This is a genomic window from Sodalis endosymbiont of Henestaris halophilus, assembly GCF_900161835.1.
GTDB lineage: Bacteria > Pseudomonadota > Gammaproteobacteria > Enterobacterales > Enterobacteriaceae.
The window spans coordinates 1,449,661-1,464,732 of record NZ_LT897836.1 but is presented as its reverse complement, the minus strand read 5'-3'; the positions used below and the strand labels follow the sequence as shown (position 1 = coordinate 1,464,732).

Genomic DNA, 15,072 nt, shown 5'->3' with positions numbered 1-15,072 from the left:
TCAGTAGTAGTACTGACTTAAGCTTGCAAAATACAAGGAGGTATCGTTGTTATCTTCGGGATAGTTATTTCCATACTGTTGACTATTTTCTTTTTTATCGTTATTATTTTGCTGATCTTCCACGACTTCGGTAAAATACCTATAAGATAGATCTTGAGAAAAGTACTGTTTTAGGCAAAGGTTATCATCAATGTAATGGCCGTTTTTTATAGTGGCTCTCCTTTAACTCAGGCAGATTTTCCAGCCATAAATTATATGCTTTGCGTTTTTTGTAAGGTTTATTGTACGAGTAATACATAATATATTCTTATGTTAAGCTACAATAGCATAACATAGCAAATAAAAATTATGATGATATTCTCTATTTAACCATCTTTATCACTAAGTAGTTTTTACGGTACCACGACCAAAAACGTTTGGTTTAAGATCAAATCAACTATCGCTTATGAAGCGCGCTCGTTAAGATGCAAGTCATAGACTTATCTATAATTTAATATCTTTAAATGTATAGAGAACATCGCATACGTATTATACAGCAATACCTTTAGCTATTGATAAAAGCCGCACGGTAACTTTAGATATATCAATCCAATCAACTTTAATCTTTTCCTCGTACTATAGTATAGTTATCGGACTAATCTAATAGATCCTAAATCAGGATAGTTGTCGCCTTTAAATAAAAATTAAAAAACTAGATAGCAAATATAATGCTAATAAGAACTAATTACTTAAAGGTAAAACAGTTATGATCGTTAAAGTTACATTACTTTATAACGAGTCAATTGTTTTAATTACTCGTTTCAGGGGGGGGTGAATCAACAAGTTTTACGTCTGATGTTCTCATACTAAAGTGTTTTACCAAGATACAAATGCGAGTGATAAACCTAAAAATTATTATAAATATGATTTTTATCGTTCTCTTTTCCTTGCAATAAACATTTATTTTCATAACATTACCTAATATTATTGCTGTCAGCGCCTTGATTCCTGAAAGGTACAGCGGTAGATAAAGCAACTTATGTAGCTCTTATCACGCGGAAAACGGTGATCCCAAAAGAGTAAAAGAAAATGCAAGATCTTAACCGTGAAACTACCTCTTAAAAAATAAGATTTCTTGTAAAAAAACTGCTGTGTTATTTACACTAAATAAATTTTAGTGTGTTATTTACATGAAAATGATAAAGAATGACACTTACTAATTACAAGCATCAATCGATGATGATGCTACAGCAATTCCTAGATGCTGTCTGCATGATGTCAAAAGCACTTATCTGTAATGGATTTGATAAAAAGCATGACGATATTAAAAAATGCCTGATTAATGAGCAGTTAAAATGACCTAGTAAATGAAAAATAAACTTAGTGCTTCTAAAGAAGCACGTTAGGTTATGAAATATCTTATATGGTTGCGTTTCACTATCCCTCCAATAGGATTGTTACATTGTAACATTCTTAAATAAATTAGATTAGCTATATAGCTCGCGAATCTATTTTCTATCGCGTGTAGTTGACATTTGGCAAATAGGCCCAGTCTTTATTTGCCGGGACGAAAGCGGTGGAGAAAGCCTTTATGTACCTGGAAAAAGAATACTCTATACCAACTATAGACGTAAAATATTTCCCTAAATAAAGTCTTTAAAATCTGATCGTTAGTTCTACTAACTATCTGATAGATATGTTCAACAGAAAAAATGTTGGTTATGACGTGTACTCTGAGTAGATAAATGAGTCAAAGTTGCTGACGCATGGGGATGCTTAGTGAGCTGTTGCTGACAACAGTTACTAGTGCTGCATGTGGATCATGGTGCACGGATAGAATTTCAAGTTCTGCAAGTAAATATTGCGGAACCGAGGATGTTTTATCCTATATTAACTAACTAGTTAGCTACTACAATGCTTATATTGAATTATTTCAGAACGCGAAAATACGTACTAGCTTGTTTAGCTGGAGAAAAGTTTCGCTAAGCTGTGTAGTAAGCTAACGCTTAGTTTTAGTAGTACTACTAAAATTTGTCAAATAAGCCAACGTCGATGATACATGCTTTATTTACATACTAAGCCCGTTGGGCGCGGATAATATTATCGCAAGCGCATGCATACATAGTGTTCGTCAAGCGCACTTATAAAATATAAGTTCAGAACAAGATTTTTGTCTGACAGTAACTTAGTATGCCGTGTAACTCTGATAAGCAAGCAAGGGGTTCCGCTTCCGTACTTACTAGGCGAGAAGCTATAACGCTCCCCGGTCAACAACTAATGGCTGTTCAACTAATAACATGGCATGTATTGCTTTTTATCGTCTTTCACAGAGATCTGCATCGGTGCTTATAAAATATCTAGTTTCTATCTAGTTCGTGGTAACAAATTACATGCAAGAAAAGTGTCATGCTTTTGCATTTAGGTATAGAGCTAAACACTCTAGCGATGGTTATTTGATCTAATGTAACATGTTATTAGAAGCAATGGGATACATATCGTGCATTTAGCCGGTACCAACGATAAAAGATGCTTACATAATCTTAATACTCTTGGACAACGCGACGATAGTGGATGTCCCTGCCGATAAGGGTTTAAAGAGTTACACTAAACGCTTGATACCCAAAAACTACATTAGTTAAGCGATTGTAGCTTAGATATAAGCATCCATGAATTGCGCCGCAATTACTGATAACTGCGATGTTTAGATTTAACCGCTAGTAAAATTTATAGGAGCGCCTATCAGTTTATTTCTTTCACTAAAATCGGTATAACAAGGTTTTTTATAAGTAAATAATTACCTGGTGCACACTATAACTGAGATAAATTTTGCCAAACACTACTTTAGGCGTCAATCCCAGATTTGTGGGAATTACTAGTGCCTGAATAGTGTTATCGTAGATACGTCTATAACTATGCTACTGTCGTTAAAAATACTTTATAATTTCATGCTAACTAACATTGCTTAGTTACTGCTCGTCAGTAAAATAATTATACGAATATTGTTAACTGTTTCATTAAACTCTATCTGGGTATCATCTCTCTGAATTTGTGGAATAATTTTACAGAAATGACCGTATATTAAATGCACTACTGCCTGTTTATGGTTTTATCATCGATACGGAAAAGTCATGCGTTAATGTAGATGTGCAACGCTGTTATCAGCGTATTACCAGCCTGTAAGTTTGCTACCACCCGTCGGCGTTATCATATTTTCCTGCATATGTCCTTAGACATGTTAGTAAACGCAGGTAGCCATAGTATTTATAGAGGAAAACATTTGTTCGTCGCTCTGAACCACTAGTTCGTTGATGTCTATGGCCACTAAATCGTGCCGAAAGTATCGTAACTTCTTAAATTTATAGCTAGACGTAATTTTGGCTTGGCACTGTTGCTGCTTGAAACAAAAATTAGTTTACTATATTTTCGCCCGTATAATAACCAGTGCACCAAAATAACCTGACTGCCGATAATTTTTGGGTGTTTGTTTTGTTTAACAGCGCCTTTTATTCAGTCCACCCATTCATGTCAACATAGATATCTAAACTTGTGTTTTTGTAAACGAAATAGTTTTTGTTGGTTATTGCAGAATATACATGGAGTACAACCCTTTACTTAAAGTAAATTACTGTCAATTTTAACAACTTAGATAATTGGTTGCTAGAGCTATTGCATTCGCGTCGAAGTTTTTGTTGACTGCAATAAATTACATATAAGCTTTGATCCTAAACAGTTAAATATTCATGATGCCGCGAGAAAGTAGTTAACAACATGCGTTTTTTGACTATTAAGCACCCTAAGAGCAGGAGAGAGACAACATGAAGATCGTTGAAGTTAAACATCCTCTAGTAAAACACAAGTTAGGGTTAATGCGCGCCCATGATATCAGTACAAAACGCTTTCGCGAATTGGCATCGGAGGTAGGAAGTCTGTTGACCTATGTAGCTATTGCCGATATGGAAATAGAAACTGTAACCATTAGAGGTTGGTGTGGAACGGTTGAAATTGATCAAATTAAAGGGAAAAAAATCACCGTTGTACCTATTCTCCGCGCCGGCCTAGGAATGATGGATGGAGTACTTGAAAATCTACCTAGCGCGCGTATTAGCGTGGTTGGCGTCTACCGTGAGAAAACAACACTAGCACCAGTGTCTTATTTTCATAAGTTAGTATCGAGTATCGAAGAACGTATGGCACTAGTAGTAGATCCGATGTTAGCGACCGGAGGATCAATGATAGCAACTATCGATCTCTTGAAAAAAGCCGGCTGCCGCTGTATCAAGGTATTAGTTCTCGTGGCGGCGCCCGAGGGTATAGCTGCGCTTAAAAAAACGCATCCAGATATAGAACTTTACACTGCGGCTATAGATAACGGACTGAACGAAAAAGGTTATATTATTCCTGGCCTAGGTGATGCAGGTGATAAAATATTTGGTACCAAATAATCTTAAATTGGCAAATAAGTAGGTTTTTAACTGTGCAGTTTGAGGAAAATCTATATCAATTACCGCACCATCAAGGTATCAAACCTTATCCACTGTTTAAAACTATCCTGTTAATAATGCAACATCTGTTACTCATATGTAACGTCAGGAGTTGGGTGTTTATTTGATTCTAAATCAAACAAGGTCAACCTTTTGTTTTAACGGTATTAAAAGTTTGCTGTAACTTTTTTTGTTTTTTTACGAAAAGTAGGATACCCGTTTATTTTGGTTTTGGCTTTAAATTTTATTACCACGATGATACTTTTAGTATCGCTCTGCTATGAGCGGTATTAGGATAGGTATAGATTGCGTTGCATGATTCTTCTTATTTACCTTATCGCAAGGGGTAAAAAGAAACTAGATCGATATAAATTCCTATTCCTTTTTTATAATCCAGATAACTTCTTCGTTTTCTTAGTACTACTTTTAGTACTTCTATCCTATCCATTAAGTTTCTACATATTTTGGTGTAATTGTACACTTGTATGGTACAACATGGTGTCAACCTTTTGAGATAAAATAAAGTTAATTAATGTTTGTTGTCACTAAAAGTCAGTAATAACTGATTGATTACAATCCTTATTTAGTAAATTAAATTACGGTACTATATCACCATTTTCGATTAGCATAATTGTAATATTCTATCTTTTTTCTGATGTTGTGTATATATTGATAATTATCATATTGCCTTGTGCTTACAAGTTTCGTATAGTTGATGACATTATTTCAATAACCAAGGCTTAAATTTCTACTAATCCGTACACACGCATCTCTAAACGATAACCTTACCAATGTTGTCTAGCTGCTACAACAACATAATTGTTATAGCGTTCGATTAATATAAAAGGATGTTTTACTCTCCCACCGTTAAATTACACCCTGGTCGAGTATGTGTGTTGCAGGTTTTTTTTAAGCTCTAATGAACTTCATGATAATCAAAAATTGTATTTCTGACTATTTTAGCAGCAAAGTAGTATGTAATCTGTGCAATAGCGTCTCACCTATTAGTGAGTATAATAAATAGAGATACACTACTTCCTCCAGTCTGTCAAAGTAGTTATTTTAATAAGATCACATGGTTATACGCAAGAGTTGACGTGACAAATAATAATGTCGACAAAGCTGTACTAGCTTATGTCCAGTTTGATGATAACTAAATAATATTTGCTGTCATTGTGGAAAATGCTGCTTTCTGTTTTTTAGAGTATGACTTACATGCAACTCTAAACAATATGTATTAAGGACTACCTGGCTTTATATTAGTTTGCTTTTAAGTTAATAAAAAAGTATTATATACAAGCAGTGTTATAAATAAGACTGCTTGTGGAGAAATGTTTATGTTTACTGGAAGTATAGTAGCACTAGTTACTCCGATGGACGAAATAGGCGCTATCGATCGTATTAGTTTAAAAAAATTAATTAATTATCATTCTGATAGCGGTACTTCAGCAATTTTAATTATGGGAACAACCGGCGAAACGTCTACCTTAACCCACGAAGAGTATGGTGATATGGTAAAGTGGACCCTTGAGTTCAGCAACGGGCGCGTTCCCGTCATCGTTGGCACTGGTACGAATTCTACTGCAGAGGCCGTTTCGTTAACTCGACGCTTCAACGATAGTGGCGTTGTGGGATGTCTTAGCGTCACGCCATACTATAATCGTCCTAGCCAGGAAGGTTTGTACCAACACTTTAAGGCCATAGCTGCAAGCAGCGATTTGCCGCAGATCCTTTACAATGTCCCGACGCGGACCGGATGCGATATTTTGCCGTCGACCGTAGCTCGTTTGGCAGAGATCAAAAATATTATCGGAATTAAAGAAGCTACGGGTAACTTAAGCCGTGTCAGCCAAATCCAAGAGTTAGTTAATGCTGACTTCCTACTTCTAAGTGGCGATGATGCCAGTGCATTAGACTTCATGCAACTCGGCGGCAAAGGAGTGATTTCCGTAACTGCTAACGTAGCTGCGAAGGAAATGGCACAACTTTGCGTTCTGGCAGCAGCTGGCAATTATGTTGATGCGCGACGTTTTAATAAGCGCTTGATGCCTCTGCATAAAACATTATTTATTGAATCTAACCCTATACCAGTTAAATGGGCTTGTAAGGCATTGGGATTAATAATGACCGATACTTTGCGACTGCCTATGACGTCCCTGACCGAGGCAGGAATTTGCGTAGTGAGACAGGCTTTAACGGATGCATGTTTGTTGTAACCCTTAATGAAATTTTATGGCTTATCTAATGCAACAGTTACTGATATTCAAAGTGGTAGGCATCTCGCTTATTTTATTGTTAGAGGCTTGTGCTAACTATTCGCACAATAAACGTCAGCCACATGAAAATGAAGAGAAATACCTGACTGCGCCATCTCTTCACGCACTTACTATTCCCACTGGGATTATTCTTCCATTGCACAATAGTGACTATGACATTTCTTCTTTTCCGTGCAACAAAGCTGTGAATAATGGTATGGACATCTTTCCTCCCACTAAAACTCTAGAGTTGCAAAATGATGCTTACCCGCAATGTTCTAACAATAGAGCCTTTATTCAATTGAAATAAAGATGTGCAAAGTCGCGATCTTTAGTTGCAAGTATGATAGTAGTGCTTAAAATAAAGTCTGTCGTCATATCCTCAACAGGACTAGTTAAATCTTTTTAATATGTGTTGATAACAATTAACAACACAGCGGCCGTTATTAGATAATACTTGTTAGCTTAAAGCTAACAGACTTCGTCCTTGATCTGCAGTAGCGGGATAAGTTAATCATTAACTCTATTTGAGTACAGCTTTATATCTTCGAGATGCTGAACGGCGTCGTGAATAGAACTATATCAGCTTAATTAATAATCATGCCAGCTTGTTGTATTTGCTTAGGACAAGAATACTAAGATGATCTTGCAACTTCCCGCCGAAAGCGGGTTATTTGTTTCTGTTTGTATTTCACTATATAATAATATTTAATATTAAGTAGATACATCTAACGTTGTCGTTTGCATTTATCCGACATGAAGGTAAAATATAACATTCGACCCCGCATAAACTTATGCCTTTTACCTGTGGCGATATGCTGTGATAAAGTAGCACTTGAGATTACATTCTAGTTGCTAACAATTTGGATTTATACAGTATAATTAAAAGGTCGAGCAATTTCCATAACTGGCGTACTTTGTAGTTCACCAACCTGCAAAGAATATATTCTTTAAAATAGTTGCAATGCTGCATAGCTATCCTTGGCATGCTATGCAGCATTCATCGATATATTAATAAGTTAATGAATAAGGAATCCAATCCTTTTTTACCTATCTTGCAGCATAAATACGTAAATATGCAAAATTTAGCTAATTTGTATTGCAACAAAACTGAAATGGTATACGATCAAATCTACGGTTTACGTATCGAATAATTCGTGCGAAAAGCATACTACATTAGCCATCACTATTATTTAATCTATATTTAAAAATAACTTCTCACTAGCTGAGAATTAATGATACTTATATCAAACGACCTTTGGTTAGTTTAATAGATTTAATATAGCATATAAAGCTATTAATTTATAAAGGTAATTATTTAGTTGGTAAAATTTATACAATGACAAGCTATATTCTGGTAGCTTTTATCTAAATATGTAGACCGTTTAACGGCATGATTGTGTTTGTAGCATGAATATACCTTTGATGGTAGTCATTTGTAATGACAAACACGCTATTTTAAATTAAAGAATGCTTCCAGTTTAGCGCCAAGGATTGCGTTATAAAAGTTCATGATAAGATCTCTAATCTTAGAGATTCTAAGTGAGAATAATCGTTAATTTTACCTGGGTTCATAAGGTTTACAGCTTATCTGAGATTGTAATGATGCATTCATTAATAAAAAAGATTTCAAGTTAAGATAACAATATGTTAGTAAAGTAATTATGAAAATAATTATATGGAAGAATAGATGCATGCAAGTTATCTGGTCTTGGCAGTATCACAGTTCATACTGTTGATTTGCAATAAAAGCAATATTTTTCTGATGATTTTGATTGGTGGTGAATTATAATGGTATCTATCCTCATGCCTTTTCTTACCGGCGGTTCATTTAGGTGTGGTTAATCTCAAAAACGTACGTTTGGCTATCATGATAAGAAAACTGCAAAAGTTTATCACCTTTATGTCCTTAACTACAATCAAAATCACTGACGGTATACTTTTTAAGTAAATGGATAAGACCTATAAGTTATTGACCTTAGTTATTTATAGTGCAACGTATATAGGGTACTTTATCTGCTAATTAATTATATACAAGTTTATTACTAGGTATAGATAGTGTATGTTGATTTATTGTTTTAAGATGATATAAAACACAGGCTCCGTGATCAAATCACTTTATTTCGCAGCATACCTCCTCGTCGATCTTTTCTTTTATCATGAATTGGGTCTCGACGCTTTTATGCGTACGATAGACAAAGCCTTTCTAAGAGAACCTTAAAGGCGGTTAGTAGCTCTATCTCAGGTAGGTAGGAAAAAACACCCCGGTATCGTTTAGTCGTTGGAAATTTAACTCTGCAAGACTAAAATATTATAGTCTTAATATGCTATTCGTAGCATGACGCCGCATACATAGTAACACTATTGCATTAAATATTTTTTATTATCGTTTGCTGATCTGCGTACAACAGTGCTGTGCTCAACTGGGATAAATATCCATTAGTATCTTTATGCGAATGAGTTATATCTAGACTTATGCTGGCAACTTATAATAAATAAGCATAAAAGTCATTATTCTAATTGGTTTTGTAAACACAAAAATCGATTTTATACGTCATTATGTTGACATAGTCAATTGTATCTACTAATTGTGAGATAGTTATCTGCAATGGTAAAATACAGGTTTTTAGGTAATATGTAAGAGAGTTAAATAATCATGCAAACTACAAATCGTAGTATTTTGATCGCGCATTTTAAAAAAATAAGTGTTGATGCCCGGACTCGGAATTGAACCAAGGACACGAGGATCTTCAATCCCCTGCTCTACCAACTGAGCTATCCGGGCAACAAACAATATTAAATCTTATTAGTTTAATATAGTCAACGAGTTTATTCGTGAATTACTTAAGTGGTTATTACATTGATAAGTTTTAATTAAATGTGGCACATTTTGCTTAGACATGTCATTTTACGACACAAGGTTAAGTGCAGAATATTTTGCGAAATAATGCGCTGCTGCCACATACTAATCTTTGTGTTTGACTAGGAATTTGTTCAAGTATTCTTATACTATTAATTTTTTGACTGATAACAATAGGCAGAGTGTTAGTTTGTTATATTAAGTAGCCAATAGGTTTATAATGTAGTAGTAGGGTCGTTTATTTTTTTGATCTGCCGAGACTTTGGAATAATAATTCCAAATTGTAGGGTATACAAGAGCTGCAAACGATGATAAATAACAATTAAAATGACGCTGTTGCTTAATCTACTTTGTTAAGATCACATGATCTTGCTATCAATTATTATGCATAATTGCATGATTTTTGCTTATCTCATCCTTCATGTTTTTAAATAACCATAAAGCCACGTTTTTCGATCCCGCCACAGTAAAGGATGTGATTAGCTGAGTTAGCTACCACATCATTTCAATAGTAATCATCACAGTCATCGTTATTTATGCGAAACTCTATTGTTTAAGCATGTGTTTTGTTGCAGACTTTTGCTTAAAAGTGATGTGTAATTTTTGTGACTGTATATTTTATAAGTTTATTAAAAGAGTTAATAATATAGATACTGATATTTAGTCTAAGATTATTTGTATGTATTTCTGTATTGTACTAACTTTAGTAAAGTTAGGATCATTATGTAACTATTAGATTAATAAGAAGATGCTAGAAAGCTAACAAATCTTAAATAAATATAAAAATAATAAATATATTAAAGATACTTAAAGCGTGCTATAGAGCACGTACGATCAAAGCAAGGATAGTATTGAATATGATCATTGTAAGGTAATAACCTTAATAAAAATAAAGGTTATTTAGTAAAGTTATTGCCCTTGTAATTATTATAATGTTAATAAAACATTAATAATATATTGTTAGATATGTAACTATATTTATAGTGATTGTTTTGAATTAAAAATTAACTATACTTATATTAATAAGTATAGTTACGAGAAGATAAAACATTGCATTTGCTGCAATATTTTAATAACTTAAAACAATTTGTTAGTATTGATAACTTATTTATTTGTATAAATATTTAAACCTTAAGTTGTATATCGATATTTCGTTAGCTATTTATGATTTATTTGCATTTAATATTATTTAAAGAAATTAAAGTTTTTGACAAAGATTTATAGATATTAAGTATAAATATTTATAAAATAAGTAAAAAATTATATTTTATCATGTATTTTGCTGAGGATGTTAATGATATTTAACAGCAGAAATATTGAATATCTGTTTATCGTAATAAGATAGATAATAGTTAAATAACAACAAATCTTCATTGCATATAGCAATACATGCTCTTTAATCATAAAGTAAATGCCAGAAAATATAATAATATGTTAAAGTTAACATCTCTTATTTTTAATACATAATATATTGTAAAATAATACGAATTGCAGTTGTCGCATTAAGATATTGAATATTTAATAAGTATGGCACAATAATAGCTAAAAACTTTACAACTAATCTAGACTTGTAGTCATACGCTACCAATAGCCACTCAAATTAAAATTTAATGCTACCTTTCAATTATTTTGTAGGTTACTTAATGAGTTATAATTTACTGCAAATATATATTTGAAAAGCTAAAATAATAAGCTGCTATCCATTAGCCATGAATGTTTATTTTTAATTTTCCTTAAAATAGAAAATAAACTCCTACAAAACCATAAAGAACCGCATTGGTAGTAACTTATAGCAAGGTTACTATGAACTGTTAGTTAAACAGTTGATGCGAGAGTAATAGACACGAGTCTATAAGTTTTCACTACAAATACAAACGCTCAGGTATTAAATATCTTTAAAGATAATAGATTTTTTATCAGACTATTTAACATACGAGCACCATGGGTGTGTTGACTATTTCTTAATTGCTAACGCAATGATCGCTTCCTAATTAATGCCTTACTTTGGTAGTTTTTATTTTTTAATTAATTATATACATTATAACTGGTTATGAGTTTTGTTTCACTGCCACTTTAGCATAAGATAGAGAAAATTAGGGGGGTATTTATACAACTTTAACACTTTTTTCTGTCAAAGAATATAATCTCTTTGCTAAGGGTTGTAACCGTTAGGGAAGGTACTTATAGCATAACTGCGTTGTTTATAAGTAAGCTTATAAGCTTATGCGTTAAGTTGAGATGCGCAAATATTCATATAATTCTTGTAATAATAAGTATCCTCGCCATGTTATCAAATTGAAATGTAATCTCAAGTACACGCAAGAAAGTAAGTTAATATTAATCAAATTAAATTGATTAAGTGTTGAGCAAGAGATGTTAATTTACTTTTAGTAATGCCGAAGGCCGGATTCGAACCGGCACACCCGAAGGCGGTTGATTTTGAATCAACTGCGTCTACCGATTTCGCCACTTCGGCACTGAAATAATTATATACAGTAATACCAAAACGTATAATACCATTAATAGATTATGACGCAATATGATTTCTTCCGTCTTTTTCAGTTGTTTAATTGCTATAAAATAGTTTTATAGTGCGTTATAGTACCTGTTGTCTAACATTAGCATAAATTCCCCCCGATCTCTGGGGGGATACTTTTCGAGTTTACTTCTTACATTCAGCAGTCAAGACACATATATCTTCCTATGTTTACAGGCTCGTAAGGGCAAGGCAGATACCAATAAAAAACGACTGGAAAGTAATTTTTAATTTCGTAGTCGCGGTATCAACGTACTTTCCAGTGCGGTGAAACGCGCAAAAAACATATCTCCCTAGTAATCTTTAGTGTTTTGCCCAGAGGGGTTTAAGGTAAAAGCAAAATGTCAAGTACAGTGTGAAACACTTAAGTCATTTTCTGTCCCTACTTGATAACTTGCGGTTCACGCTGAGCTGTCATAGCCAAGTTTATCGTAGAGTTGTCACTTGCAATAATTTCCTAGTCTAGCAATTAAGAATTAATCCCGTATTAATACGGCAAGTGAGATAATAAGAAAATCGTTTTGATATTAAGTCGTATTTGTAGAGTGTTTAACTATCAGTTTCTGAAAAGCGTTTGCGTTAACTTCATCTGCGCTTTATATATTAGCACTATAGGTGCTATCAACTTTGATTATTTGCATAAACCGAACAATTGTTTTTATACTATTAGAGTACCAGTTTATTAGGAAAATATGTCAAGGGCGTTTTACCCTGTAACCTAGATCTTATCAAGAGTTTTCCTGGTTAGCTGTTTCTTTTATCATTTTAAATGATGAAGCCTTAAAGTAAGTTAGAATAATTGGTAAATATGATACCGATAACATTAATTTATTGAGTAATCTAATATATTGCCGGTGTTGGGTATTTCTCTTTTTTGAATTATGGTACATGTTAATATCAGGATCTGTTAAAAACTTCTCACCAAAGATCAGGTGCATAAACCTTTACCATTTTATCAGTTACTTTTATCTGACGTCAAAGTATCCAAGAGATCTTTACGGGTGCTACCACACAATCTATCTTTTTAGGTAGAAAATTTCTTGGGGATTTTAACTATTGTCCCTATACGCATATCTCGGGTAAAATGACAAGTGTGTCTTGCACTACTCGCCTAACTTCGGTTAGGCAATGACTTGTGTAACAGTTTTAAATAGATCATGCCCATGGGATCCGTCGCTTATTACCGCTAATATTTAAATTATAATAATTAAAATAAATAACCTGCGCGTTGTGATAGTATTCCTAAAGAAAATGTGCCAAAAAAAACTAAAAGTTTTTACTATCGACAATACATAGCTTGTCTGACAGTTAGTTAGCCGAGGACACTTAATAAGGATGACAGTTAATGGTAGCGATATAGCTGATTAATCTCGGCATTGCGATCATATCTAATATCAATCTAAGTGAGTTGATAATATTTGTCATTAAGATAAAATCTTAATTTTTTTATTTTCTGTGAATGGGTTTTCTCATCTCTGGAGATATGGTCAACAAATGCATGTTAATTAAAAGAGTATCAATATGTTAAACTACTCGATTATTATCGATGTCGATTACTACGAAAAGATAATTATTTTCATAATTAGAGTTAAAATGCCTATTTTTTATGGTATGGCTATAGTATAGGGGGATTGTATAGAGCTAATGTCGATCAAATCTATCAGTGAGTCCTTGCTTATCAACGGAATCAGCCTATAAGTGTTACCGCGTGTTGTCACATTTATGCTATTGTTTTGAGTAATATTTACTCATGCATTTTTATAAATAAGATTTTATCCGGCACTCTATCTTATAGACCAAAATAAATTCCGATAGTTGCTTTAGTTAACAATACAATTAGCCACTTAAGCAACTTTGCTAGCGTTTAAATTGCCGCGATCATTTAAACATAAAAATTAATTGTGTAGTTGATAGCAACATTGTCTAGAGTACTTATTACCTGCAATAATATCTATATTTATATCGGTTATTAGAGAGAAAGCAGTATTATCAGCAAAATATGATAAAATACTCGTATTAATAACGATCGTGAGATATCAAGAAAAACTGAGAGCAATATTATACCGTATTTCTAAGTTTTTACTAAGTATTAACTAATTTATAGATTAATAATAGTATCTTTTACGGAATGATCATTTAATTAGTAATTACATACTCAAAGACTTATTTCATGTTGTTATTATTACAATTAAAATAAATAACCAATTGCCAAAATCAGTTTATTGATGTTCATAGTATAATTTTGTTCCCCAAAAAATTTATAAGTAGATTATTACTGAGATTATTTATTATTAATTTTCCGATAAATCTCATAAGATAATTTTTAGCGTGTGGTGTTTGTAGAATTTATTTTAATTTATTATTAGTTCTTAACTTCTTGTTAAAATTTTATATTAATTATCTAGTTGTCAGAAAGTAAAATATTATTGTGTTAGCTATAAATATTTAATAAAATCACGAGTATTATTTTATGAAGTTATATTTTAGTGTTCGTTGGTAACCACATGATTTTTACATCCTAACTCATTATATTCGAAGATGATGATACATAGTATATTACTTATGTTGATATATATTAATATTGATCTTATTTATCTTAAACGTATTTATATTTTGTAAAGTTACGCACCGCGCGTTGAATGTGTTTAAAAAATGATGTTTAACTAATACCAGGATAGATGTTTTTTCCTTTTTAATAAAATTAATATCTATCTCAGTGAGATATAGAGTTTAAATCATCATATAACTATTTATACTATACGCTAGACAAAGTATTATTTATTTGTCATTATCGACACTTTAGTTTGGTAAAATAAAAACATAAATAATTTATCGAAACCAATAAAAAATATTTTATTAGGATATAATAAACGGACATAAATATTTTTATCCGTCGCTTTATGTAATCAAAGATTGTATCACCGTTACAGGATAACAGGGAATAATATTCCTCATTCAAAT

The 15,072-nt window shown here is 32.6% G+C and carries 4 protein-coding genes and 2 tRNA genes; 4 read left to right on the top strand and 2 right to left on the bottom strand.

The features are described from left to right. Positions 1–1,185: 1,185 nt before the first annotated feature. From HBA_RS03530 to bamC, 4 genes are all read left to right on the top strand, one after another. Complete coding sequence (locus HBA_RS03530) at positions 1,186–1,338, top strand: hypothetical protein (protein ID WP_157774260.1); 153 nt, start codon at positions 1,186–1,188, stop codon at positions 1,336–1,338. Between the two features lie 2,456 nt (positions 1,339–3,794). Further along, positions 3,795–4,421, top strand: coding sequence for a uracil phosphoribosyltransferase (gene upp / locus HBA_RS03085; protein ID WP_097032541.1), 627 nt, complete (start codon positions 3,795–3,797; stop codon positions 4,419–4,421). 1,376 nt (positions 4,422–5,797) lie between these two features. Then, positions 5,798–6,676, top strand: coding sequence for a 4-hydroxy-tetrahydrodipicolinate synthase (dapA, locus tag HBA_RS03080; protein WP_097032540.1), 879 nt, complete (start codon positions 5,798–5,800; stop codon positions 6,674–6,676). A 16-nt stretch (positions 6,677–6,692) separates the two neighbouring features. Then, positions 6,693–7,025, top strand: a complete 333-nt coding sequence (gene bamC / locus HBA_RS03075; protein ID WP_097032539.1) for an outer membrane protein assembly factor BamC — start codon at positions 6,693–6,695, stop codon at positions 7,023–7,025. 2,402 nt (positions 7,026–9,427) lie between these two features. Here bamC and HBA_RS03070 read toward each other — a convergent pair. Beyond that, a tRNA-Phe gene (locus HBA_RS03070) sits at positions 9,428–9,500 on the bottom strand. A gap of 2,469 nt (positions 9,501–11,969) precedes the next feature. Continuing rightward, positions 11,970–12,051: transfer RNA gene (locus HBA_RS03065), tRNA-Leu, on the bottom strand. Positions 12,052–15,072: the final 3,021 nt, after the last annotated feature.